Below are 22,943 nucleotides of genomic sequence, written 5' to 3' on the forward strand. Positions count from 1 at the left end.
GTGCCAGCCTCGGCCCCAGTGGACCGCGGCCCCGCTCGTCCCGCGTCGTCCCGGCGGGGTGCTCCCCCGGCCGGTGGTGCTTCCTCACGCGCTGACCTCTTCCTCTTGCTCGGCGTCGAGCGCCTCGCGCTCGGCGCCCTGGCGTTCGTAGGCGGTGACCAGGTTGCGGTAGCCCTCGCAGCGGGCGAGCAGCTCCGCGTGGCCGCCCCGGTCGACGACCCGGCCGTGGTCGAGGTAGACGACCTCGTCGGCCAGGGCGATGGTGGCCATCCGGTAGGCGATGACGACCACGGTGGAGACCTGGGCCGCGTCCCGCAGCCCGTACAGGATCCTCGCCTCGACCTGCGGGTCGACGCTGGAGGTGGCGTCGTCCAGGACGAGCAGCCGCGGGCGGCGCACCAGCGCGCGGGCCAGGGCGATCCGCTGGCGCTGGCCGCCCGACAGGGTGGTGCCGCGCTCGCCGACCCGGGTGTCCAGCCCCGAGGGCAGGGCGCTGACGAATCCCTCGGCCTGCGCCAGGCGCAGCGCCGCCCAGACGTCCTCGTCCCCGACCGGCCGGCCGAGGGTGACGTTGCCGCGTACGGTGTCGTCGAACAGGAACGTCTGCTGCGGCACCAGCGCCACCGCGTCGCTGACCCCGTTCCTGGCCACGTCGCGCAGGTCCGTGCCGTCCACCAGCACGACGCCCTCCGCCGGGTCGACCAGGCGGACGAGGGCCTGGGCGAGCGTCGACTTGCCCGAGCCGGTGGGTCCGACCAGGGCGACGGTACGGCCGGGCCCGACCTCCAGGCTCACCTCGCGCAGGACGGGGAACTCACCGTCGCCGTAGGCGTAACCGAGGTCGCGGACCTCCAGCCTGGCGGGTTCGGTGCCTGGCAGCTCGACGGCGCCGTGCTCCATGGAGCCGGTGGCCTCGAGCACGGCCTGGATCCGCTCGTAGCCGACGACGGACCGAGGCAGCTCGGCGAGCACCCAGCCGAGCGCGCGGATCGGGAAGGCCAGCAGGGTGAACAGGTAGGCGACCTGGACGAGCACGCCGGAGCCGATCGCGCCGCTCTCCAGCCGCATCACGCCGATCAGCAGCACGGCGAGCACGCCCAGGGTGGGCAGCGCCTCCAGCATCGGGTCGAACAGGCCGCGGACCCGGCCCACGGCGATGTTGGCGTCGCGCAGCTCGCCTGCCTTGGCCTGGAACCTGGCGGTCTCCTCGTCCTCGCGGCCCAGGGTCTTGACGACCAGGGCTCCGTCGAAGCTCTCGTGGGCGATCTCGCTGACCTCGGCCCGCAGCTGCTGGGCGCGGGTGGCCAGCGGGTTGAGTTTGCGCTGGTAGACCAGGTTGAGCACGGCGATCGCGGGAAAGACGAGGAACCCGACGAGAGCGAGGATCGGATCGGTGATCACCATCGCGACGGCGGCGGTCACCAGCATCACGACCACGCCGACGGCCATCGGCAGCGGGGCGAGCGGCGCCCAGGCGGCCTCCACGTCGGACCCGGCGTTCGACAGCAGCTGCCCGGTCGGGTGCCTGTGGTGCCAGGCGAGCGGAAGCTTCAGATACTGGCGGGTGACGTCACGGCGGGAGCGGGCCTGCATCCGATACTGCATGACCCCGGCGAAATACCGGCGCCCTGCCACGCCCAGCGCCTTGAGCAGGGAGACCCCAAGGATGAGGAGCGCACCGAGGGTGAGGGTGCCCGTCGTGATCCGCCCGTCCCTGAAGGCCGGGAGCACGACGTGGTCGGTGGCCCAGCCCAGGGCCCACGCCGCGGCGACGGTCATCACGCCGTACAGGGCGCTGGACAGCACCGCGGCGGAGAAGATCGACTTCTCCGCCCGGATGGCGACCCCGAGGACCCCGAGTCCCCTGCGCATGACTGCGGTGGTCATCTTGCTCGCCACGCGGGGGGTGTCCTTTCGACGGGGAACGTTGCTACCTAAGTCCCTATCACTGTGGATCATCCGGTTATTCCCGAACCACCTTCGGTTAGTGTCACGTTCACACCTCCGGTTGCTCGTACAACGGCTCGTTAGGATCTGAAATGAACTACGCCCGCGCCGAACGATCCGCGCTCAGCGACCTGTTCGCCCAGCTCGGCCCGGACGCTCCCACACTCTGCGAGGGCTGGACCACCTTCGACCTCGCCGCCCACCTCGTCGTCCGCGAGAGCCGCCCCGACGCCGCCGGAGGCATCCTCCTCAAGCCACTGGCCGGATACACCGCCAGGGTGCAGGAGTCCACGAAGACCAGGAAGGGGTACGCGGGCCTCGTCGAGCTCGTGCGTTCCGGGCCTTCGGGGGTCTATCGCCTGCCCGGCCTGGACCAGGCGGTCAACACGACGGAGCTCTTCATCCACCACGAGGACGTGCGGCGGGCGCAGCGGGTCTGGGAGCCTCGGGAGCTGCCCGCCGAGCTGGAGGAGAGGTTCTGGAAGCAGGTCCACAGCGGCGCCCGGCTGTTCCTGCGCCGCTCTCCCGTCCGGGTGGTCCTGCACCGCATCGGCGGGGGTGTCGCGATCGGCGGCCGCAAGGAGGGGCCTCAGGTCGAGGTGACGGGCACGGCCGGGGAACTGCTGCTGTTCTGCTTCGGCCGCCAGTCCCACGCCAAGGTCGACGTGAGCGGCGACGACGAGGCCGTGGCCAGGCTGATGGACGCGTCTCTGGGCGTCTGAGCGGAACCGCTCCCCGGGGAGCGGGAAGAGGTCGTGGGCGACGACCCGGACCACCCGGTCCGGGCGTCGACGGTTCGCGACCGCAGTGGCCGGCTGACGGCCGGCTGGCGGCCGACGGCCTGTCACCGGACGACCGGCGATCAGCCGCCGATCGGCGGCGGGGAACCGGGCGGGCTAGCGGACGCCGTCGCCCCGGTCCCGGCTTCCGGCCTTCGCCAGACCTCGGGCGATCATGTAACCGACCGTGAGGAGGGTGATGTACTTGATGGCGTGCTCCGCCCCGAAAGGGTCACCGTAACCACGCGAGTCACCGCCGACCACGAAGGCTGTGATCACGATCGCGACCAGGATGACGATGTAGGCGATGAACTCGGTGGTCTGGAACGCCGGCTTGGTCTCACCGGCCAACCCGCGAGAGCCGACGCTCCGCGACCGATCACCTGGCTGGCCTCCGACGGGTGATGTCATCGTTCTCACTCCTTGCTTCTGAATAATTACCTATAGTTACTATACATCGACCAATTCCCCTCTTTTTGTAGCCACAAACGCCGCACCAGCCGCCTACGCGCCGTCCGTCCCGCGCGGGAGCGGGAAGAATCCCCTGCCGCCCGCCTTCCTCCCCCGGCCCCCCGGTCTCCCCCGGCGTCACCGGAACGAGGCCGCGACGGCCGTCTCCCCCGGCGGCCCGCCGGTCCTGCCCGCCGGGAGGTACGTCACGAGCTCCGGCGGCGACCCGGCCGGAGGCGGCGCTCCCCGGCCCGCCCGGCCGCAGGCCGAATACTTCCCGACATCTGCCGGAACACCGGACTCACATTTCCTGACATCTGCTGGTAAAACCGAACTCCCGGCGCGGACGACCGGCCGCCTGATCGGCGGTGACCAGCAAAAACAATCCCCGTGATCGGCGTACGCCCAGCGCCGGGCTAGCCCTACCGGTATACCTGGCAATGAAGATTGGACAGGAGCGTCTCGCGACCGCACGATGGCGGGTGTGACCTATGCCAAACTCGCGACCGGACCGCGGCTTGCCCCCGCGAGACGGGTATGATCATCAAAATCCGGGAGCCACCCGGGCCGCAGATGCCAAAGATCGATAAAATTCGGGTATATACGGCTGGGATTGGAACTGCCAGGAGGCCCCCATGCAGGTCAAGAAGATCCTCACCTACCTCGCGGTAGCTTTCGTGGTCTTCTATCTGTTCACCAAACCCGCCGAAGCGGCGAATGCGGTCAACGGAGTCTTCGACGGGATCATAAGGGGAGCAGACCAGTTGGCTCTGTTCTTCACCCGAGTGCTCACCTAATCGCCCGGCGGGGTCCCCCGCCCGAACCGCGTCACCCGCGTTCCCGGCTGACCCACAGGGGAGCGCGCGCCCCGTTCCGAACGCCATGCCGTCGGCCCCGCCGACCCCGGAAACGTATCGCGGCGATCACCGGAAGCCGCCGCGGCACCCCCGTACCCGCGAACCAGCCACGAGGTCACACCCGCGCCCCCGCCGCCCGAAGTCGCGCGGCCCCGCCGTACAGAGTGGTACGGAACCGTACAGAGTGGTACGGAACCAGGGCGGTACGGACGACACCCGGGTGACATGACACGGAGACCACCCGTACGGCGAACGTCCTGACCCGATCATGGATGACCGCGGAAGACATCACGGCACTCCCTTGATGATCTTTCCGGCACCCTGGGGGAAGTCCGTTTCTCGTACGGGGGGATCGTTCATGCGTGGTAAGCGGGGTTCGCCCGGAATCGGGGCCGTCGTCGCAGGAGCCGCCGTCGTCGCAGGAGCCGTCGTGTGCGGCGTGCTGGCGACCCCACAGGTCGCCCTCGCGATCCCGGTACCGGACCCGCCTCCGGCTCCGTCCCCCGTCCAGACCCCGGCACCGGCCCAGACCCCGGCACCGGCACCGGCACCGGCCCAGACCCCGGCACCGGCACCGGCACCGGCCCAGACCCCGGCACCGGCACCGGCACCGGCCCAGGCGCCGGTCCCGGCACCCGTGCGGGCCTCCGTCCGGACATCGATCGGCGGCGGGACCGGGCGGCCTCTCGCGGGAGGCTCCTCGTCCCTCTCGGCCCACCCATCCCTCGGCCACTTCGGCGCACCCGTCGACCGGCCGCTGCGGGGAAGGATCACGCTGGCCGGCCCGACCGGCAAGACGATCGCCTTCAGGCTGGTCAACCCCGCCCTCCTGCCCGCCGGGATCACACTCGACGCCGACGGCCTGCTCGGCGGCGCCTCCCGGGTACCCGGCACCTGGACGGTCCCGATCGAGGCGTGCGCCGCCTCCGGCGGCTGCGCCACCGGCACGGTGACGATCACCGTCACCTGCGAGTGCGCCCGTCCGCTCCCCCCGGCTCCCTCCCTCGCCGGTGCGCCCTGCTCCGACGGCGACTCCGACGGCGCCGTGACCACCGAATAGCCGCGGGCGAATTCCCGCGACCGCCCCGGCTCGCCCCGGGGCGAGCGTCCCGGGTGCTTCCCCTCCCCCGGAGGACGTGTTACGCAGGAGGCATGGGAGATCAGCAGGCCATGACCGGCCCTCACACGCTCGACACCGCCGCGGCGCGTCGCGTCGTCGAACGCGCCGACACCGAGGGCGCCGAGCTGGTCCGCTTCCTGTACGCCGACCACGGCGGCGTGATCAGGGGCAAGGCGACCTCCCGCTCCCGGCTGGCGGAGCGGCTCCACACCGGCATCGGGCACACCGTGGCGATGATGGCGATGAACATGCTCGACGAACTCCAGGACGTCGAGAGCCTCGGCCCGGTGGGAGAGGTCCGCCTCGTCCCTGATCCGGCCACGTTCGTCCACCTGCCCTACGCTCCCGGCGCCGCGGCCATGCTGGCGGACCTGCGCCAGGTCGACGGCTCCGCCTGGCCCGTCTGCCCGCGCACCTTCCTGCGCGAGGCCGTCGCCGCCCTGGCCGCCGAGGGTCACGCCCTCGTCGCCGCCTACGAGCCCGAGTTCACCCTGGGCCGCCGCGAACCCGACCCCGCGGGCGGCCTGGACCGGCTGGTCCCCGCCGACGACAGCCTGTGTTACTCCACCGCCGGCTTCAACCAGCTCCACGACTACACGATGACCCTGTTGCACGCCCTGGAGAGCCAGGGCCTGCGGCCCGAGCACTACCATCCCGAACTCGGCCACGGCCAGCACGAGCTGTCGATCCACCACGCCCCCGCCCTCCAGGCCGCCGACAACCACGTGATCTACCGCGAGACGGTCAGGGGCGTCGCCGCGCGCATGTCGATGTGGGCCTCCCTCGCTCCCAAGCCCCTCGCCGGCCAGCCGGGCAACGGCGCCCACCTCCACGTCTCACTCTGGGACCCCGGACTCCGGGCCAACGCCTTCGGCGACCCCTCCGACCGCTACGGCATGTCGGCCGTCGCCTATCGCTTCATCGGCGGACTGGTCGCCCACCTCCCGGCACTCACCGCGCTGACCTGCGGATCGGTGAACAGCTTCCGGCGCCTGACACCGAGGTCGTGGTCGAGCGCGTACGCCTGCTACGGCATGGACAACCGCGAGGCGGCGGTGCGGATCTGCTCCCCCACGGGACGCGACGCCGCGGCGTCCGCCAACCTGGAACTCAAGCCCTCCGACTCCTCGGCCAACCCCTACCTGTCGCTGGGCGCCGTCATCCACGCGGGCCTGGACGGCATCCGCCGCGGCCTCGACCCCGGCGACCCCGTCAACGTCGACCCCGCCACCCTCCCCGCCGGACGCGTCCGCCGCCTCCCGGCCTCCCTGGACGAGGCCCTGGACGCCCTGGAGGCCGACGACGTCCTCATGAACGCACTCGGCCCCCTGCGCGCCTCCGCCTACCTGGCCGTCAAACGCTCCGAGGCCAGGTCCTTCGCCGCCCAGGACGCCGCCTACGAGCTGTTCCACCACTCCCGGGTCTTCTAAATCCTTAAGCCCTAATATCGCCGTACATCCCCGCATATATGGGAGTGCGCGATAAAAAGCAGAACCGGAACGGCCCTGGTACTCGTCCTCCTGCTCGGCGGATGTGGCTTCGGAGACGGGCGGGACGCTTCCCCGGTCCCGTACGTGACACCGTCGGCGCTGCTTCCCGAGCCGCCGCCACCGGCGCCGTCGTCGGCGCCGTCACTGACCCCCCGGCCCGCGTCGCTGAGGTCACAGGGGTCACCGCCCGCCGAGGGAAAGGGCGGCCGCGACCCCGGCGACGTCAACGGCGACGGCTTCGCGGACCTGACCTTCGTCATGCTCCACGGCCCCTGGTCGCCCGACCTCGTGATCGTGTACGGCTCGAAGAACGGCCTGGATCCCTGGACCAGGACGGTGGTGCCCGGCGCCCACCTCGTGTTCGGCTGGCCCACGAACACGGCCGACCTCGACGGCGACGGCTTCGCCGACGTCCTCGTCCACGGCCACGTGGCGAGGGCGGGCGGTCACCCGGACATCCCGTACGTCCTGTGGGGCGGCCCGAAGGGGGTGGACCCGGAGGCGAGGCCGACCGCCGTCCGAACGCCCCTACCCCCCGACCATTTCTTCGCGGAGACGACGCCGGGCGACTTCGACGGCGACGGCGCGGCCGATCTGGCGCTGTGGACGCCGACGACGGAGGAGGCGAGCGGGAACGAGTCGACCATGAAGAGCCTCATCGTGCTGTACGGGCCGTTCACGCGGGAGGGCGTCCCCCGCCGTCGCACCGTCCAGCCCTCAAAGGTCACCCAGGACTCCGGTGGCCTGGTCGCGGGCAGGATCGGCGAAGGGCGCGCCACCGACCTGCTCGTGCGCGAGCCGAACGACGGCGAGCAGTCGGCGTCGTGGCTCGTCAGGGGCGGCCCGGGCGGGCTGTCCCGCCGGAGCCACCGGCTGAACGAGGGCAACGCCGTCGCGCTGGGGGACTTCGACGGGGACGGCAGGGGCGACGTCGTGGTCGCCGACAGCGGCGGCCGCAACAACGAGCCGGGGTACGAGACCGAGCCGCCCCACGTCGACGGCGTGATGACCGTCCACTTCGACGGGGCCCGGCGCGCGCCACAGGTGTTCAGGAACGTCGAAGCCGCGCGGACGATGGTGGCGGGAGACTTCGACGGCGACGGGACCGACGACCTCGCGATCGCCCGCCGCCCCGGCGGCGTCGAGCTGCTGCGCGGCGGGGGAAACGGGCTGCGGCGCGGCGGGAGGACGATCCGCCGGCTCGGACCGGCCACGGACCCGGCCGGCCGCAGGCTGCGCCCCGACGAGCGCCCGGCCTTTCCCCGGGCATCGGCCGACTACGACGGCGACGGACGGGACGAACTGCTGCTGAGCTGGTCCCCCGTCAACCACGTCCCGGAATGGGGCTCGGCGCTGTCGCTGTGGTGGGTGACGGACGGCGGCCGCGACGAGAACGCCTTCGGCACCGGCGGCTGGTGAGGCACCGGGTCCCGACGAGATCACCGCCGCTACGGAGCGGCCGGATAACCTTCCGTGCTGATCGTCAGCAGCACCGGCTCCGGCATCGTGAACGGTTTGCCGAAGGAGCTCACGTTCTCGCGGGTGTAACGGTTGACGTCAGGCTCGCTGAACACCCTGATGGTCTCGCACTTACGATCGATGATCACGTAGACGGGGATCCCCATCGAGGCGTACGCCTCCGGCTTGTCGCCGTAGTCCTCGGAGCGGGTGTTCTTCGACACGACCTCGATGACAGCCGCCACGATCTCCTTGCGCACCGGGTTCTCGTCGTCGCTGAGGCTTCCGGCAGGGATGATCACGATGTCGGGCTGCGGCCCCCGATGGTCACCCGGGGTCCCGACCCCCATATCCGGCAGGGCCCACCACGCGTCGGAGGGAATCTGGCGGATCGTCTCGCTGACGATCAGATTGTGAAAGGCCGACGCGGACGCCTGCATCACGATCTTCCCGGCGTACCACTCGACCTTGTACCCGTCACGCTCCGCCGCCAACGCGAGGAGCTCACTGAACGTCTTCGAATCATCTGACATCTCGGCCCCTCCTCACTTCGCCCACATCCAATGATGCCAGCGAACGAGATGCGGCGCCGCATCGGACGGACCGTCCTCAGACCGTGGTGGCCACAGCGGTGACCACGGCCGCCGTCGCGTCACGGTGTGGCCGCGCGGGTCACCCCCTCGCGGTGAAGACGATCTCCACTCTCCGGTTCTTCGCCCGGTTCTCCTCCAGCGGCCGCCCCCGGACGACGTTGGGCACCCGGGGACGCCTCTCGCCGAAACCCGCGACCTGGAAGACCACCCCCGTCAACGTTTCCTGGAGGGAGCGCCGCACGGCCTGCGCCCGCCTGAGCGACAGCGCGGTGTTGTAGGCGTCGTCGCCCTGGTCGTCGGTGTGCCCCTCGATCCTGACCGTCCCGCCCGCGGAGTCGGCCCGGACCCTCGCGGCGACCCGCCCCAGCCGCTGCCGCGCCCGCGGCGTCAGCACGGCCCTGTCGAGCGCGAACAGCACGTCGCCGGCGATCGCCACGGTGACCTGCTCGCCCCGCCGCGCCTCGCTCTCGGCGCCGTCGAGCGACTCCACCTCGGCGACGACGTCCTCGACGGGAGCGACGACGTCCTCCACCCCGGCCGTGACGTCGCCTCCCGGATCCGCCCACGCGGCCGTCGCGGGGCCCGCGGCCAGGGCGAGCCCGAGTGCCAGGATCGTGAGGCGTTCAGGAGATCGGGACATCGGTGAACACACCCAGCACCTTGAGGTCCACATTGATCTTCGTGACGTCCGGCGGCGGAGCGGCGAACGTGGCGTGCAGGGACAGCACCTCACCGGGCTCGGTGAACACGTCGTACTCGGAGCACAGGCACTTGGCCCTGGGATACTTCCCGGTGCGCGCGACGACGTACCGCTTGCCGTTGACCGGGTCGACCAGGCTGACCCCGGCCACGGTCAGGCCGAGACCGCCCGGGGTGTCGCCCATGTCGCTGTTCATCTGCCACCGGTCGTCACCGTTGTTGGTGACCGTCCAGGTCAGCGTGGAGAGCCGGCCCTGGCGCCGGATGCCGGTGATCTCCACGGTCAGGTCGGTGCCACTCGCCTTGACCTTCTTGCGGGCGATCACCCGCTCGCTCTCGGCGGGCGCGTCCACCTGCCCGGAAGGCTCGGCGGGCTCGCCGGTCTCCGTCGTCCCCGTGGCCTCCGTCGGCTTCGCGGTGTCAACGGGGTCCGCGACCTCCAGCGTCGTCGTCACCCGCTCCTCCCCGCCGCCCCCCTGCTGCCCGGGAAGCATCCCGCAGCCGCTCAACGCGGCCGCCAGCACCACCGCGACCGCCCCCGGTGTGAGCCCTCTTCGCATCCGTCCCCCTCCGCCCGTCGTGGATCGCGTCGAGCCCGACCGTACGCGGGCCACCTTCAGAACCCGCATAGACCCGCACAGACCTGTACAGCGCGCTATACGCGCAGGCCACGGCGCCGCGCCGCCTCACGGGCGAGCTCTTCGGCCTCGGCGAGGCCGTGCCGGTCACCGAGAGCGTCAAACTCTCCCACAGCGCCCGATACGGCATCAACCGCCTCAGCCACCTCGTCGAGATCCAGCAGGGCCGCCGCCAGGGTCAGCAGCGCCCGCGCGACGCCCCTGCGGTCCGCGTACTCGCGGAACGTCCCGAGTGCCTCCTCCGCGGCCCCGCGGGCGGCGTCGGGCCGTCCTTCGGCCAGGGCGACCCTGGCGACGAGCACCAGTCCCGCGGCCTCGGGGAGCCGGTCCCCCAGACGCCTGGCCAGACCGAGACCGCGTTCGGCCCGCTCGCGCGCCTCCGCGGGGCGTTTGCGGTCCAGGTAGAGCCCGGCGAGGTCGAGCGAGACGGTCGCCTCGCCGCGCGGATCGCCCAGCTCGCGGTAGGCCGCGAGGCTCCCGTGCAGCAGGTCCTCGGCCTGCCGCGCCCCGCCGAGCGCGCGCAGCGCGTCGGCCCTGCCGCGCCGGTCCCCCGCCGCCGAGAACGCGGCCAGGCAGGCCACGAAACAGGCCTCCGCCTCCGGCCGCCGCCCCTGGGCGAGGCGTACCAGGCCGAGCCGGTGGCGGGTACGGGGCACCTCGTGCGCCTCGGCGAGCGGAAGCGCCCGCTCGAGGGCGTCGGCCGCCTCCTCCAGACGGCCCTCCGTACGACGAAGGTCGGCCAGGGAGCGCAGCAGCAGCGCCTCGCCGTGGCGGTGGCCGGTGCGCCGCGCGGCCCGCAGGCCGAGTTCCACGACCGCGTGCCAGTCCTCGCGGTGCGCGCCCAGTTCGAGGAACGGGGTCAGGTAGAAGGCCAGCCGCCAGGCCGCCTCGTCCAGGCCGGCCCGCCGGAGGTCGGCGACGGTCGCGACCAGGAAGCCCCGCTCGGCGGCGAGCCAGCGGGCCGACTCCCGCAGCCGCGCGGTGTCCAGGTCCGCGGCCTGCTCCGCCGTACGGGCCTCGGTCCGGCCGGAGCCCGGTTCGGCGGGCAGGAGCAGTGCCCTGGCCCGCCGGGCGCGGTCGAGGATCTCCCTCGCGGCCGCGGCGAGGACCCGGGCGGGCGGCCCCTCCTCGGCGGCCAGCCGCTCGGCGGCGTAGAGCCTGGTCAGGTCATGCCGGTCGTACCTCTCCTGGCCGCTCGCGTCGAGCCCACGCGCCCGCAGCAGACCCGCCTCGGCCAGCGCCTCCAGCAACCGGCCGGCGGGCTCCCCGAGGACGGCGGTGGCCGCCCACGGGGCGACGTGGGGCGCGGACAGCGCGCCGAGACGGCGCAGCAGCAGGCGTTCCCGCTCCGAGAGCGCGTGGTAGCCGAGCGCCAGGCTGCCGCGCACGGCCAGGTCCCCCGCGCTGAGCTCGTCGAGGCGGCCCCGCTCGTCCTCCAGACGTCCCGCCAGGTGCTCCAGCGTCCAGCTCGGCCGCCGCGCGAGCCTGGAACCGGCGATCCTCAGCGCCAGCGGCAGCCCTCCGCACAGCACCGCGATCCGCGCGGCCGCCCGCGGCTCGGCCCGCACCCGCCGCTCCCCCGCCACCCGCGCCAGCATCTCCACGGACTCGTCCGCGTCGAACACGCCGAGCTCGAAGGCTCGCGCCGCCTCCAGGCCGGACAGCGGCGAGCGGCTGGTCACCAGCGTCATGCAGCCGGGCCCCGCGGGCAGCAGCGGGCGTACCTGAGCCTCGTCGGCCGCGTCGTCCAGCACCACCAGCAGCCGCCGGCCGCTCACCATGCTGCGGTAGAGGCGCGTCCGCTCGGCCAGGTCGGCGGGCACCGCCCCCCGCGGGCAGCCGAGCGAGCGCAGCAGGTCCTCCAGCACCGCGCCCGGCGTCCTGGCCCCGAGCGAGGCGTGCAGCCGCCCGCCGGGGAAGTCGAGGCCGGCGGCCGCGTGAACCGCCAGCGCGGACTTGCCCGTCCCCGCGGGCCCGTGCAGCACCAGGTGGACGGGCGCGCTCCCGGCGACGGGAACGGACCGGCGGATCCACTCCAGCGCGTGCTCGCGCCCGGTGAAGTCGGCGACGTCGGGCGGCGTCTCGTTCGGCACGGCCCGCGCGCGAGCGCCCCCCGCAGGCTCGTCCGGCACGGCCCACGCGGGAGCGCCCCCCGCAGGCTCGTTCGGCACGGCCCGCGCGGGAGTGCCGCCCGCCAGCACGCGCTCGTGCGCCTCCCGCAGCTCGGGACCCGGCTCGAGTCCGAGCTCCCCGACGAGCAATCGCCGCGCCTCCCGGTAGGCGCCCAGCGCCTCCGACCTGCGCCCCGCCTGGCCGAGAGCGAGGACGAGCTGCGCCCACGCCCGCTCCCGCAGGGGGTGCGAGGCCACGAGCGCGCGCAGCTCCCCCGTCACCTCGGCGCCGCGGCCGAGCGCCACGTCCAGCTCGACGCGCTCCTCCAGGGCGGTCAGCCGCAGCTCCTCCAGCGGCAGGGCGTACGCCCGCCGCAGTTCGGCCGAGTCGACATCGGCCAGCGCGGGCCCCCGCCACAGCGACAGGGCGGCACGCAGGCCGTCGGCCGCCTCGGCGGTCCTGCCCGCGTCCCTGGCCCGCCGGCCCGCGCTCACCAGGCGCTCGAACCTGTGCGCGTCCACCTCGTCGGGATCGACGTCGAGGAGGTAGCCGCCGGGCACGGTGCGGATCCCGCCGACCACCTTGCGCAGCGCGCTGACGTACACCCGCAGCACCGGTTCCGCCGAGGCGGGCGGCTCCTCGCCCCACACCTCGGCGATCAGCCGGTCGACGGTCAGCGTGCGTCCCGGCCTCAGCGACAGGGCGGCCAGGAGCGTGCGGTGCTTGGCGGGGCCGGGCGTCAGGTCACGCTCCCCCTCGACGACCCGCAGCGTTCCCAGCACGCCGAACCGCACGTTCATCCCTCCGCCGGGCGGACCTCGAACGTGCGGAACCCGACCCGGACGGGCGTGGCCGCGTCCGGCGCCGCGTGGACGCCGGTGGCCCCCGGGCCGTAGGGGTCCTCCGCGTCGACGACCTTCCCCACCGGCTCCTCGTTGAGCCACATGCCGAGGACGACCCGCTCGCCCTGCTGCGCGCACTGGGCGACGACACGGTTGTCGTCCGCCTTCCTCATCCGCACGGGTCCGTGCAGGACGGTGCCCCGCCCGCCGTGCCGCTTGATGATCGAGGCCTCGCCCGAGGCGGTCACCGCGAACTCGTAGCGGTCACCGGTGCCCACGTCGCCTCGGCACCACACGCCGAAATCCCCCGAGCCCTCCTCCAGCCGCATTCTGGAGCTGACCACGACGCCCCCGGCGGACCCCTCGGAGAAGGGGGCCGACTTCCACAGCCGCCATCCGGAGTTGGCGGTCAGCCGGTAGACCCCGCCGTCCAGCCTGGCACTGCCGCCGTCGGACGCGCCGACGGCCCAGGAGCCGGCGAAGCCGGCCCGGTAGGACGACGCGGACGTACCGAGACCGGCGTAGAACGTCCACCCGCCCGCCAGAACCGCGACGAGCGCGGCGGCACCCGCGATCCACGGCCACCGCCGCCCCCTCGCGGTCACCGCACCGGCCTTGGGGGACACAGCGGGCTCCCCGGGCGCGGCGGATCCGCCGGGCACGGCCGCTCCCCCGGAGGCGGCGGATTCCCGGGGCACGCCCGGCCCCCTGGGCACACCCGATTCCCCGGGCAGGGCCGGCCCCCTGGGCAGGGCCGGCTCCTCAAGGACGCCCGCTCCTCCGCCTCCGCCACCGGCCCAGGCGCGCTCGACGGCCTGGCTGGCCGTCGCCGGGGTCGGCCGGCCGCCGACCAGCTCGTCCAGCAGCCGCTGCGCGCTCGGCCGTCGCGCGGGGTCCTTGGCCATGGCCCCCTCGACGACGGCACGCACGCGCTCGTCGAGACCCTCGAGGTTCGGCCCGTCGTTGACGATCCGGTAGAGGACCTCGGACGGCGCGCCGCCGCCGAACGGCAACCGTCCCGTGCCGGCGAACGCGATCACCCCGCCCCACGCGTAGACGTCGGCCGCGGGCGTCAGCGGCTCGCCGCGCACCTGCTCGGGCGCCATGAACGCCGGCGTGCCCAGGATCGTCTGGCTGGCCAGGCTCTGGGTGTCGACGAGCTGCGCGATACCGAAGTCGATCACGCGCGGGCCGAGCGGCGACAGCAGCACGTTCGACGGCTTCAGGTCGCGGTGGATCACTCCCGCCCCGTGGATCGCGTGGAGCGCGGTGGCGATCCCGACCGCGAGCGCCTCCAGGTTGGCACCGGTCAGCGGTCCCTGCTCGCGTACGGCCTGCGCCAGATCGGGTCCCTTGACGTACTCGGTGACGAGGTAGGCGACGCCGTCCTCGACCCCGGCGTCGAGCACGGGAGCGGTGCAGAACCTGGCCACCCTGCGCGCCGCCGCGACCTCGCGGTCGAAACGCCGCCGGAAGGCCGGGTCACGGGCCAGCTGCGGGTGGATCACCTTCACCGCGGCCAGGCCCCCCGTCGGGGTCGTGGCGAGGTGCACCACGCCCATACCGCCCTGGCCCAGCTCACGCCTGAGCACGTAGCCGCCGATCATGTTCACCGGAATCACCTTATGCCGTCAAATCCGCGCACACCGGCATTTTGTACGCCAAAGAGCTCAGCCCTGAGCTCCTTCCCGCGGAGGCGCCCCGGCTGCGGCGGCCGGCCCTCGAACCGCCCCGCACGGAGGCTTCAGCACGGGGACGCGTCCCGGGCGGCCGGAAACGGGGCGACCACGGCCCGCACCCCCGTACGACGGCACCGTACGGGGAAAAGGTCAGCGAACCGGATGCCCCGCCCCCCGCAGCGCGTCCTTGACGTCACCGATCTTGAGCTGCCCGAAGTGGAACACCGACGCCGCCAGCACCGCGTCCGCCCCCGCCTCGACCGCGGGAGGGAAGTCCTCGACGGAACCGGCCCCGCCGCTGGCGATGACCGGAACCGACACCGCGGCACGCACGGCCCGGATCATCTCCAGGTCGTAGCCGTCGCGGGTGCCGTCACCGTCCATGGAGTTGAGCAGGATCTCACCGACCCCGAGCTCCTCGCCCCGGCGAGCCCACTCCACCGCGTCGATGCCGGTGCCCCGGCGGCCGCCGTGCGTGGTCACCTCGAAACCGGACGGCGTCGGCGGTCCGTCGACGACCCGGCGGGCGTCCACCGACAGCACGATGCACTGCGCCCCGTACCGCCGCGACGCCTCGGTCAGCAACTCGGGCCGGGCGATCGCCGCCGTGTTCAGCCCCACCTTGTCGGCACCGGCCCGCAGCAGCCTGTCGACGTCCTCGACCGAACGCACCCCCCCGCCCACGGTCAGCGGGATGAACACCTGCTCGGCCGTCCGGCTGACCACGTCGTACATCGTCGACCGGTCGGAACTGGAGGCCGTGATGTCCAGGAACGTCAGCTCGTCGGCCCCCTCCGCGTCGTAGCGGCGGGCCAGCTCGACCGGGTCGCCCGCGTCACGGAGGTTCTCGAAGTTGACGCCCTTGACCACCCGCCCGGCGTCCACGTCCAGACAGGGAATCACTCGTACCGCGACAGTCATCTGCAACCTCTCAGGAACTCACGGCGGCGAGGGCGTCCTCGAGGGTGAAGGCCTGCGCGTACAGGGCCTTGCCCACGATGGCACCCTCGACGCCGATCGGGACCAGCGAGGCCAGGGCGCGCAGGTCGTCCAGGGACGAGACGCCGCCGCTGGCGACCACCGGCTTGTCGGTGCGGGAGCAGACCTCGCGCAGCAGGTCGAGGTTGGGGCCGCGCAGCGTGCCGTCCTTGGTGACGTCGGTGACGACGTAGCGGGGGCAGCCGTCGCCCTCCAGGCGGGCGAGGACCTCCCACAGGTCGCCGCCCTCCTGGGTCCAGCCGCGGGCGGCCAGGGTCGTCCCCCGCACGTCCAGCCCGATCGCGATCCGGTCACCGTACTCAGCGATGATCTTGGAGCACCAGGAGGGGTTCTCCAGCGCCGCGGTGCCGATGTTCACCCGGCGGCAGCCGGTGGCCAGCGCGATCTCCAGGGAGGCGTCGTCACGGATGCCGCCGGACATCTCCACGTTGACGTCGAGCGCGCCGACCACGGTGGCCAGCAGCTCGCGGTTGCTGCCCCGGCCGAAGGCCGCGTCGAGGTCGACCAGATGGATCCACTCGGCACCGGCCTCCTGCCAGGCGAGCGCCGCGGACAGGGGGTCGCCGTACGACGTCTCGGTGCCGGCCGCGCCCTGGACCAGGCGGACCGCCTGACCGTCGGCGACGTCCACGGCGGGGAGCAGCTCAAGCGACATCGGTTCACGACCTCCGGTCGAAGACAAGGGTGAGAAAAAGCGGTACGAACAGCAAAGAGATGACAAGAGCCCCGAACCGGGCCGCCCACGAGGACCACAACAGCCAGACGATCACCTGGACGATCAGGAACAGCACCACCGCGACACCGTTCTGCGCCCGGCGGCGGCGGGCCATGATCCCGCCCTGGGACACGATGCGGACGGGCCTGCCCGGCAGCAGCGCGACCATCCTGCCGACCCGCTCGCGCCGCCGCGCCAGCCGCGCCTCCCGCTCGGCGCGCAGAGCCGCCTGGCGCGCCTGCTCGGCCTCCCGCTCGGCCCTGCGCCTGGCCCGCTCCTTGCTCATGGGGAACTCACCGGGCGCCCACCGGAAACCCGGCCGGTACCGCGGACGGGAAACCGGACGGGAAACCGAACGAGACCCCGGCCGGAATCCCGAACGGAAATTCGCCCGCGGCCCGCGCGATCACGTGAGGGTCCCGAGCCAGTTGGTGAGCAGCTGCGCTCCGGCGTCGCCCGACTTCTCCGGGTGGAACTGGGTGGCCGCCAGCGGGCCGTTCTCCACCGCCGCGACGAACGGCACGCCGTGCTCGGACCAGGTGACCAGTGGATCGGCGAAACCCGGTCCCGCCTGGAGCTCCCAGGAGCGCACGCCGTACGAGTGCACGAAGTAGAAACGCGTGCCGGCGTCGAGCCCGGCGAACAACACGGTCTCGGCGGGCGCCTTGACCGTGTTCCAGCCCATGTGAGGCAGGACCGGAGCCTCCAGGCGCTCCACCGTGCCCGGCCACTCCCCGCAGCCCTCGGTCGTGACGCCGTGCTCGACGCCCGTCTCGAAGAGGATCTGCATGCCGACGCAGATGCCGAGGACCGGCCGCCCGGCCGACAGGCGCCGCGCGATGATCCGCTCGCCGCGCACGGCGCGCAGCCCCGCCATGCACGCGGCGAACGCCCCCACGCCCGGCACGACGAGGCCGTCGGCCTCCATCGCCGCCTCGTAGTCGGCCGTCACCGTGACCTCCGCGCCGACCCGGGCCAGCGCGCGCTCCGCCGAGCGGAGGTTGCCCGAGCCGTAGTCGAGAACGGTTACCTTCTTCACCACCAGAGCACCGCCGCCGTGGTCGCCAGGGCCGCGAGGGCGGCGAGCAGCAGCGCGCCCTTCTTCAGACCCTGTTTGAGGAATGAGACGATCCCGCCGACGAGGAAGAGGGCCACGAAGGCCATCGCGACGGCCGTCCAGTTGTCGCTCACCGGCGCGTCCTCCTCCCCGCGACGGTCACAGCACGGGAAACGGTCACAGCACGCCCTTCGTGCTGGGCACCCCGGTGGCGCGCGGGTCGCGCTCCGAGGCCGCCCGCAGCGCCCTGGCCAGCGCCTTGAACTGCGCCTCCACGATGTGGTGGGCGTTGCGGCCGTACGGGACGCGCACGTGCAGGCAGATCGCGGCCTGCGCGACGAACGACTCCAGGATGTGCCTGGTCATCGTCGTGTCGTACTCCGGGCCGATCATGGGAGCCATGCCCTCGGGCTCGCTGTGCACCAGGTAGGGGCGCCCCGACAGGTCGACCGTGACCTCCGCGAGCGACTCGTCCAGCGGGCAGGACGCGTTGCCGAACCTCCGCAGGCCCGACTTGTCGCCCAGAGCCTCGCGGAACGCCGCCCCCAGCGCGAGCGAGGTGTCCTCGATCGTGTGGTGGGCGTCGATGTGCAGGTCGCCCTCGGTCTTCACGGTCAGGTCGAACAGGCCGTGCTTGCCGAGCTGGTTCAGCATGTGGTCGAAGAACCCGACACCGGTGGACACCTCGACGTTCCCGGTGCCGTCGAGGTCGACCTCGACCAGCACCGAGGTCTCCTTGGTGACGCGCTCGACGCGACCGCGGCGCGGCGCGGTCTCGATGCCGGCGCCGCCGGTGATGCTGCTCACAGGATCTCCTCCAGGGCGGCGCGGAACGCCGCCATCTCCTCAGGGGTACCGATCGAAACTCTCAGCCACCCGGGCGGCCCCACCTCGCGGATCAGCACCCCGCGATCCAGCAGGCCCCGCCACACCGCGTGCCTGTCCTCGAAGAGCCCGAACAGCACGAAGTTGGCGTCCGAGTCGGCGACCGTCAGCCCCCGGCCGCGCAGCCACTCCACCGTGGCGTCCCGCTCGGCCCGCAGCGCGTCGACCGCACCGAGCAGCTCGGCGCCGTGGGCGAGCGCGACCCGCGCCGCCGTCTGGGTGAGCGTGGACAGGTGGTACGGCAGCCGGACCAGCAGCAGCGCCTCGATCACCGCCGGGTGGGCGGCCAGGTAGCCGAGCCGGGTCCCGGCCATGGCGAACGCCTTGGACATCGTCCGCGTGACGATCAGCCGGGGGTTGTCCGGCAGCAGGGTCAGCGCCGACGGGGTGCCGGTGCGGGCGAACTCGAAGTAGGCCTCGTCCACCACCACCATGCCCGGCGCCGCCTCGACGATCCCGGCGATCACCGCCGGGTCCAGGGCGGTGCCGGTCGGGTTGTTGGGCGACGTCAGGAAGACGACGTCGGGCCGGTGCTCCTCGATCGCGGCGACGGCCTTGTCCGGGTCGATCCCGAAGTCGTCCTCGCGCATCCCGGAGATCCACTCGGTCGAGGCGCCGGTGGTGATGATCGGGTGCATCGAGTAGGAGGGCTCGAAGCCCATCGCGACGCGGCCGTGGCCGCCGAAGGCCTGCAGGATCTGCTGGAGGATCTCGTTGGAGCCGTTGGCCGCCCAGACCTGCTCCACGGCCAGGCCGTGTCCCAGGTAGGCGGCCAGCTCCCCGCGCAGGGCGAGCGCGTCGCGGTCGGGGTAGCGGTTGAGCTCGCCCGCCTGGGCGCGTACGGCCTCGGCCAGGTCGGCGACCAGGGACGCGGAGGGCCCGTAGGGGTTCTCGTTGGTGTTGAGCCTGACCGGGACGTCGATCTGGGGGGCACCGTACGGCGTGCGCCCCCGGAGGTCGTCGCGGATCGGCAGGTCTTCGAGTCTCACGCCGGGATCCCCCCGTCGAATCGGGCACGGACATCCCCGGCGGGCCAGGGGTGGGGGTTCCCCATCGAGGCGCGGATCGCCGCGCGACCGGTGGGCACGGGCCGGGAGGTCCTCACGAGGGCACCTCCCAGTCGAACCGCGCGCGGATCGCCGCACCGTGCGCGGGGAGGTCCTCGGTGTCGGCCAGCACGCACACGTGGGCGGCGGCACCGGCGAGGGCCTCGCGGCTGTAGTCGACGACGTGGATGCCGCGCAGGAACGTCTGCACCGACAATCCCGAGGAGTGGCAGGCGCAGCCGCCGGTGGGCAGCACGTGGTTGGAGCCGGCCATGTAGTCGCCGAGCGAGACCGGCGCGTAGGAGCCGACGAAGATCGCTCCGGCGTTGCGCACCCGGGCGGCCAGCGCGTGCGCCCCGGCGGCGTGGATCTCCAGGTGCTCGGCGGCGTACGCGTCGACGACGCGCAGCCCGGCCTCCATGTCGTCGACCAGCAGGATGCCCGACTGGCGCCCCGACAGGGCCTCGGTGATCCGCCCGGCGTGCTTGGTCGCGGCGACCTGGCGGGGCAGCTCCCGCTCGACGGCCTCGGCCAGCTCCACCGAGTCGGTGACGAGCACGGCGGCGGCGATCGTGTCGTGCTCGGCCTGGCTGATCAGGTCGGCGGCGACGTGCACCGGGTCGGCCGTGGAGTCGGCGAGGATCGCGATCTCGGTGGGACCGGCCTCGGAGTCGATGCCGATGCGCCCCTTGAGCAGGCGCTTGGCGGCGGCGACCCAGATGCTGCCGGGGCCGGTGACCATGGCGACCGGCGGGCACTCCTCGGTGCCGTACGCGAACATCGCCACCGCCTGGGCGCCGCCGACCGCGTAGACCTCGTCCACGCCGAGCAGCGCGCACGCCGCCAGGATGGCCGGGTGCGGCAGCCCGCCGAACTCGCGTTGCGCGGGCGAGGAGACCGCCAGGGAGGGCACCCCCGCCTCCTGCGCGGGGACGACGTTCATGACCACGCTGGAGGGGTAGACCGCCCGGCCGCCGGGGACGTACAACCCCACGCGGTCGACGGGCACCCAGCGCTCGGTGACGGTGCCGCCGGGCACGACCTGGGTGGTGACGTCGGCGCGCCGCTGGTCGCGGTGGACGAGGCGGGCGCGGCGGATCGACTCCTCCAGCGCCTCCCTGACCTTCGGGTCGAGCCTCTCCAGCGCCCCGGCGATCGCCTCGGCGGGCACCCGGGTGGACTCCAGCTCGACCCCCTCGAACCTGGCGGTCAGCTCGCGCACGGCGGCGACCCCGCGATGATGCACGTCCTCGCAGATGGGCCGCACCTTCTCCAGGGCGGCTTCGACGTCGAGGTCGGCACGGGGCAGCACGTCGCGAAGGTCCTCGGGCAGAGGCCCTCGCAGGTCGGTACGCGAAATCACCCGTTCAGTCTACGGAGGTCCGCCACCCGATATCGTCCCGTCCATCATCCGGACGACGCCTTTACTATGTAGATTTTAACCAGCCGCTACGCTTCCCCCGTGAGCAAGAGCAAGAACAAGGGCGGCCAGGGAACCCCCGCGACGGTGGCCCTGGCCCAGGCCAAGGTCGATTTCACCCTGCACCCCTACGAGCACGACGCGAACGCGCAGGCCTACGGCGAGGAGGCGGCCGACGCCCTCGGGGTGCCGTACGGGCAGATCTTCAAAACCCTGGTGGCCGAGGTGGAGAGCGGGCTGGCCGTCGCGGTGGTGCCGGTGGCCGGCAAGCTCGACCTCAAGGCCTTCGCGGCGGCGCTGGGGGGCAAGCGGGCGGCGATGGCCGACGCGGCCAAGGTCGAGCGGGTCACCGGCTACGTGGTCGGCGGCATCAGCCCCCTCGGGCAGCGCAGGCGCCTGCCGACCGTGGTCGACGCCTCCGCGCTCGGCTTCGCGACGATCTACTTCTCCGCCGGGCGGCGCGGGCTGCAGATCGAGACCGCCCCCTCGGAGCTGGTCCGGCTCACCCAGGCCGTCACCGCCCCCATCGGCAAAACCGGCTGACCGCCTCGCGGATCCCCGCAGGACCCGCCTCGCGGGTCTCCGCAGGACCCGCCTCGCGGATCCCAGGGAATCCACCTCGCGAGGCCCACAAGACGGACCCGCTCCCCCCGCCAGGTCCTGTCGAAGGTTGCCGACGCGGCGCGCGGTGGCGTTCGGTCAGACTCGGTTACGACAGGACACACCTGACCAGGGACATCGGGGGGAAGATGCACTACCTGACCGCCACCGAGATGATCGAACTGCTGCGTACCAGGCAGGTCGGTGCGGTCGAGCTGCTCGACGCGCACCTGCGGCGGATCGAGGAGGTCAACCCGGAGGTCAACGCGATCGTCACGCTGGTGGCCGAGCGCGCCAGGCGGGAGGCCGCCGAGGCCGACCGGGACCTGGCCCGCGGCCGGTGGCGGGGGCCGCTGCACGGCCTGCCGGTCGCGCACAAGGACCTGGCCGACACCGCGGGGATCCGCACCACGTACGGCTCCCCGATCTTCGCCGGCCACGTCCCCGACACCGACGCGCCGATCGTGCGGCGGATGCGCGAGGCCGGGGCGATCACGGTCGGCAAGACCAACACCCCGGAGTTCGGCACCGGCTCGCACACCGTGAACGAGATCTTCGGCGCCACCCGCAACCCCTACGACCTGTCGAGGTCGGCCGGGGGCAGCAGCGGCGGGGCCGCGGCGGCGCTGGCGACCGGCATGGTGGCGCTGGCCGACGGCTCCGACATGGGCGGCTCGCTGCGCAACCCGGCCTCCTTCTGCAACGTGGCGGGGCTGCGGCCCACCCCGGGGCGGGTCCCCTCCCCCTCGCCCGTCGCGGCCTGGTTCACCCTCGGCGTGCCGGGTCCCATGGCCCGTACCGCGGAGGACCTGGCGCTGCTGATGAGCGCGGTGGCGGGGTTCGACGCCGCCTCCCCCCTGTCGATCATCGGGAGCGGCTCCGCCTTCGCCGGGCCGCTGGACCTCGACCTGACCGGGCTGCGCGTGGCCTGGAGCCCCGACCTGGGCGGGCTGCCGGTCGACGCGGAGACGGCCGAGGTCACCGCGGACGCCCCGGCCGCGCTCGCGGGGCTGGGCGCGCGGGTGGAGCGGGTGGAGCTGGACCTGTCCGCCGCCGAGGACGCCTTCCGGATCTACCGCGCGTGGTACTACGCGCTGTCCTTCGGCGACCTGCCGCAGGAGAGCCTGGGGGCGAACGTGCGCTGGAACGTCGAGCGGGGCCGCGAGGTGACCGGCGCCGACCTGGCCCGCGCGGAGCGGCTGCGCAGCGGGCTCTACCAGCGGATGAACTCCTTCTTCGACACCTACGACTTCCTGATCGCGCCGGTCAGCCAGGTGCCGCCGTTCCCGGTGGACGACCCGTACGTCTCGGAGATCAACGGGGAGGCGCTGCCCGACTACCTGGCGTGGATGCGCTCGGCCTACTGGGTCAGCGTGCTGCACGCCCCGGCGGCGTCGGTGCCGTGCGGGTTCACCCCCGGCGGGCTGCCGGTGGGCGTGCAGATCATCGGGCGCCCCTTCGCCGACATGGCGGTGCTGCGGCTGGCCCACGCGTTCGAGCGCGCCACCGGCCACGGCTCGCGCAGGCCGCCCCTCTGACCCCGGCCCCCTCCGGCCC

The 22,943-nt window shown here is 73.0% G+C and carries 22 protein-coding genes; 7 read left to right on the forward strand and 15 right to left on the reverse strand.

Annotated elements, in window-relative coordinates; genetic code table 11:
- Nucleotides 1-84: 84 nt before the first annotated feature.
- Entirely contained in the window at nucleotides 85-1,887 is a 1,803-nt protein-coding gene (locus AB0G15_RS22315) for an ABC transporter ATP-binding protein (protein ID WP_362842910.1), read from the reverse strand.
- A 152-nt stretch (nucleotides 1,888-2,039) separates the two neighbouring features.
- Here AB0G15_RS22315 and AB0G15_RS22320 point away from each other — a divergent pair, with 152 nt between their 5' ends.
- Nucleotides 2,040-2,669 carry a TIGR03085 family metal-binding protein gene (locus tag AB0G15_RS22320; protein ID WP_362676256.1) on the forward strand — a complete coding sequence of 210 codons (630 nt, stop codon included), beginning with the start codon at nucleotides 2,040-2,042 and terminating at the stop codon, nucleotides 2,667-2,669.
- A 174-nt stretch (nucleotides 2,670-2,843) separates the two neighbouring features.
- On the opposite strand, the gene AB0G15_RS22325 is transcribed toward AB0G15_RS22320, so the two are convergent.
- Nucleotides 2,844-3,137 carry a hypothetical protein gene (locus tag AB0G15_RS22325; RefSeq protein ID WP_362842771.1) on the reverse strand — a complete coding sequence of 98 codons (294 nt, stop codon included), beginning with the start codon at nucleotides 3,135-3,137 and terminating at the stop codon, nucleotides 2,844-2,846.
- 674 nt (nucleotides 3,138-3,811) lie between these two features.
- Here AB0G15_RS22325 and AB0G15_RS22330 point away from each other — a divergent pair.
- The 4 genes from AB0G15_RS22330 to AB0G15_RS22345 all read left to right on the forward strand — a co-directional run bounded on the left by AB0G15_RS22330 (nucleotide 3,812) and on the right by AB0G15_RS22345 (nucleotide 8,062).
- Nucleotides 3,812-3,973: a hypothetical protein gene (locus AB0G15_RS22330; RefSeq protein WP_362676260.1), complete on the forward strand. Its 162-nt coding sequence runs from the start codon at nucleotides 3,812-3,814 to the stop codon at nucleotides 3,971-3,973.
- A 418-nt stretch (nucleotides 3,974-4,391) separates the two neighbouring features.
- Entirely contained in the window at nucleotides 4,392-5,093 is a 702-nt protein-coding gene (locus tag AB0G15_RS22335) for a putative Ig domain-containing protein (protein WP_362842774.1), read from the forward strand.
- Between the two features lie 92 nt (nucleotides 5,094-5,185).
- On the forward strand, nucleotides 5,186-6,583 hold the full coding sequence (locus AB0G15_RS22340) for a glutamine synthetase family protein (RefSeq protein WP_362842777.1): 1,398 nt from the start codon (nucleotides 5,186-5,188) through the stop codon (nucleotides 6,581-6,583).
- A 144-nt stretch (nucleotides 6,584-6,727) separates the two neighbouring features.
- Nucleotides 6,728-8,062: a VCBS repeat-containing protein gene (locus AB0G15_RS22345; protein ID WP_362842780.1), complete on the forward strand. Its 1,335-nt coding sequence runs from the start codon at nucleotides 6,728-6,730 to the stop codon at nucleotides 8,060-8,062.
- A 29-nt stretch (nucleotides 8,063-8,091) separates the two neighbouring features.
- Here AB0G15_RS22345 and AB0G15_RS22350 read toward each other — a convergent pair whose 3' ends face one another.
- The 13 genes from AB0G15_RS22350 to hisD all read right to left on the reverse strand — a co-directional run bounded on the left by AB0G15_RS22350 (nucleotide 8,092) and on the right by hisD (nucleotide 20,729).
- The gene (locus tag AB0G15_RS22350) at nucleotides 8,092-8,634 is read right to left on the reverse strand and encodes a Uma2 family endonuclease (RefSeq protein WP_362842783.1); all 543 of its coding nucleotides are present in this window, start codon (nucleotides 8,632-8,634) and stop codon (nucleotides 8,092-8,094) included.
- 139 nt (nucleotides 8,635-8,773) lie between these two features.
- Nucleotides 8,774-9,334: an OmpA family protein gene (locus AB0G15_RS22355; protein WP_362842785.1), complete on the reverse strand. Its 561-nt coding sequence runs from the start codon at nucleotides 9,332-9,334 to the stop codon at nucleotides 8,774-8,776.
- Nucleotides 9,318-9,953 carry a hypothetical protein gene (locus tag AB0G15_RS22360; RefSeq protein ID WP_362842788.1) on the reverse strand — a complete coding sequence of 212 codons (636 nt, stop codon included), beginning with the start codon at nucleotides 9,951-9,953 and terminating at the stop codon, nucleotides 9,318-9,320. Before AB0G15_RS22360 ends, AB0G15_RS22355 begins: the two co-directional genes overlap by 17 nt.
- A gap of 95 nt (nucleotides 9,954-10,048) precedes the next feature.
- Nucleotides 10,049-12,943 (reverse strand): BTAD domain-containing putative transcriptional regulator, encoded by a 2,895-nt coding sequence (locus tag AB0G15_RS22365; protein WP_362842791.1) that lies wholly within the window; start codon nucleotides 12,941-12,943, stop codon nucleotides 10,049-10,051.
- Entirely contained in the window at nucleotides 12,940-14,592 is a 1,653-nt protein-coding gene (locus AB0G15_RS22370) for a serine/threonine-protein kinase (protein WP_362842913.1), read from the reverse strand. Before AB0G15_RS22370 ends, AB0G15_RS22365 begins: the two co-directional genes overlap by 4 nt.
- A gap of 222 nt (nucleotides 14,593-14,814) precedes the next feature.
- A complete protein-coding gene (gene hisF, locus AB0G15_RS22375) occupies nucleotides 14,815-15,585 on the reverse strand; it encodes an imidazole glycerol phosphate synthase subunit HisF (RefSeq protein ID WP_362676280.1) in 771 nt (256 codons plus the stop codon).
- Nucleotides 15,586-15,595: 10 nt separating this feature from the next.
- On the reverse strand, nucleotides 15,596-16,318 hold the full coding sequence (gene priA / locus AB0G15_RS22380; RefSeq protein ID WP_362842794.1) for a bifunctional 1-(5-phosphoribosyl)-5-((5-phosphoribosylamino)methylideneamino)imidazole-4-carboxamide isomerase/phosphoribosylanthranilate isomerase PriA: 723 nt from the start codon (nucleotides 16,316-16,318) through the stop codon (nucleotides 15,596-15,598).
- 4 nt (nucleotides 16,319-16,322) lie between these two features.
- The gene (locus AB0G15_RS22385) at nucleotides 16,323-16,664 is read right to left on the reverse strand and encodes a hypothetical protein (RefSeq protein WP_362842797.1); all 342 of its coding nucleotides are present in this window, start codon (nucleotides 16,662-16,664) and stop codon (nucleotides 16,323-16,325) included.
- A 120-nt stretch (nucleotides 16,665-16,784) separates the two neighbouring features.
- On the reverse strand, nucleotides 16,785-17,420 hold the full coding sequence (hisH, locus tag AB0G15_RS22390; RefSeq protein ID WP_362842800.1) for an imidazole glycerol phosphate synthase subunit HisH: 636 nt from the start codon (nucleotides 17,418-17,420) through the stop codon (nucleotides 16,785-16,787).
- A complete protein-coding gene (locus AB0G15_RS22395; RefSeq protein ID WP_196453937.1) occupies nucleotides 17,414-17,569 on the reverse strand; it encodes a hypothetical protein in 156 nt (51 codons plus the stop codon). Before AB0G15_RS22395 ends, hisH begins: the two co-directional genes overlap by 7 nt.
- A gap of 43 nt (nucleotides 17,570-17,612) precedes the next feature.
- Entirely contained in the window at nucleotides 17,613-18,233 is a 621-nt protein-coding gene (gene hisB / locus AB0G15_RS22400; protein ID WP_362842915.1) for an imidazoleglycerol-phosphate dehydratase HisB, read from the reverse strand.
- Between the two features lie 5 nt (nucleotides 18,234-18,238).
- The gene (locus AB0G15_RS22405) at nucleotides 18,239-19,309 is read right to left on the reverse strand and encodes a histidinol-phosphate transaminase (RefSeq protein WP_362842804.1); all 1,071 of its coding nucleotides are present in this window, start codon (nucleotides 19,307-19,309) and stop codon (nucleotides 18,239-18,241) included.
- A gap of 112 nt (nucleotides 19,310-19,421) precedes the next feature.
- Nucleotides 19,422-20,729 (reverse strand): histidinol dehydrogenase, encoded by a 1,308-nt coding sequence (hisD, locus tag AB0G15_RS22410; protein WP_362842807.1) that lies wholly within the window; start codon nucleotides 20,727-20,729, stop codon nucleotides 19,422-19,424.
- Nucleotides 20,730-20,828: 99 nt separating this feature from the next.
- Between hisD and ybaK the strand changes: the two genes are divergently transcribed.
- Nucleotides 20,829-21,329, forward strand: coding sequence for a Cys-tRNA(Pro) deacylase (gene ybaK / locus AB0G15_RS22415; protein WP_362842810.1), 501 nt, complete (start codon nucleotides 20,829-20,831; stop codon nucleotides 21,327-21,329).
- 206 nt (nucleotides 21,330-21,535) lie between these two features.
- Nucleotides 21,536-22,924, forward strand: a complete 1,389-nt coding sequence (locus AB0G15_RS22420; protein ID WP_362842813.1) for an amidase — start codon at nucleotides 21,536-21,538, stop codon at nucleotides 22,922-22,924.
- Nucleotides 22,925-22,943: the final 19 nt, after the last annotated feature.

The sequence above is a fragment of the Streptosporangium sp. NPDC023825 genome (genome assembly GCF_040639575.1).
Lineage (GTDB): Bacteria > Actinomycetota > Actinomycetes > Streptosporangiales > Streptosporangiaceae > Streptosporangium.

Bases quoted from the DNA above. Each gene is read 5' to 3' on its own strand.
- AB0G15_RS22315 (WP_362842910.1), bottom strand. From the start codon at position 1,887: ATGACCACCGCAGTCATGCGCAGGGGACTCGGGGTCCTCGGGGTCGCC.
- AB0G15_RS22320 (WP_362676256.1), top strand. From the start codon at position 2,040: ATGAACTACGCCCGCGCCGAACGATCCGCGCTCAGCGACCTGTTCGCC.
- AB0G15_RS22325 (WP_362842771.1), bottom strand. From the start codon at position 3,137: ATGACATCACCCGTCGGAGGCCAGCCAGGTGATCGGTCGCGGAGCGTC.
- AB0G15_RS22330 (WP_362676260.1), top strand. From the start codon at position 3,812: ATGCAGGTCAAGAAGATCCTCACCTACCTCGCGGTAGCTTTCGTGGTC.
- AB0G15_RS22335 (WP_362842774.1), top strand. From the start codon at position 4,392: ATGCGTGGTAAGCGGGGTTCGCCCGGAATCGGGGCCGTCGTCGCAGGA.
- AB0G15_RS22340 (WP_362842777.1), top strand. From the start codon at position 5,186: ATGGGAGATCAGCAGGCCATGACCGGCCCTCACACGCTCGACACCGCC.
- AB0G15_RS22350 (WP_362842783.1), bottom strand. From the start codon at position 8,634: ATGTCAGATGATTCGAAGACGTTCAGTGAGCTCCTCGCGTTGGCGGCG.
- AB0G15_RS22355 (WP_362842785.1), bottom strand. From the start codon at position 9,334: ATGTCCCGATCTCCTGAACGCCTCACGATCCTGGCACTCGGGCTCGCC.
- AB0G15_RS22360 (WP_362842788.1), bottom strand. From the start codon at position 9,953: ATGCGAAGAGGGCTCACACCGGGGGCGGTCGCGGTGGTGCTGGCGGCC.
- AB0G15_RS22365 (WP_362842791.1), bottom strand. From the start codon at position 12,943: ATGAACGTGCGGTTCGGCGTGCTGGGAACGCTGCGGGTCGTCGAGGGG.
- AB0G15_RS22370 (WP_362842913.1), bottom strand. From the start codon at position 14,592: ATGATCGGCGGCTACGTGCTCAGGCGTGAGCTGGGCCAGGGCGGTATG.
- hisF (WP_362676280.1), bottom strand. From the start codon at position 15,585: ATGACTGTCGCGGTACGAGTGATTCCCTGTCTGGACGTGGACGCCGGG.
- priA (WP_362842794.1), bottom strand. From the start codon at position 16,318: ATGTCGCTTGAGCTGCTCCCCGCCGTGGACGTCGCCGACGGTCAGGCG.
- AB0G15_RS22385 (WP_362842797.1), bottom strand. From the start codon at position 16,664: ATGAGCAAGGAGCGGGCCAGGCGCAGGGCCGAGCGGGAGGCCGAGCAG.
- AB0G15_RS22420 (WP_362842813.1), top strand. From the start codon at position 21,536: ATGCACTACCTGACCGCCACCGAGATGATCGAACTGCTGCGTACCAGG.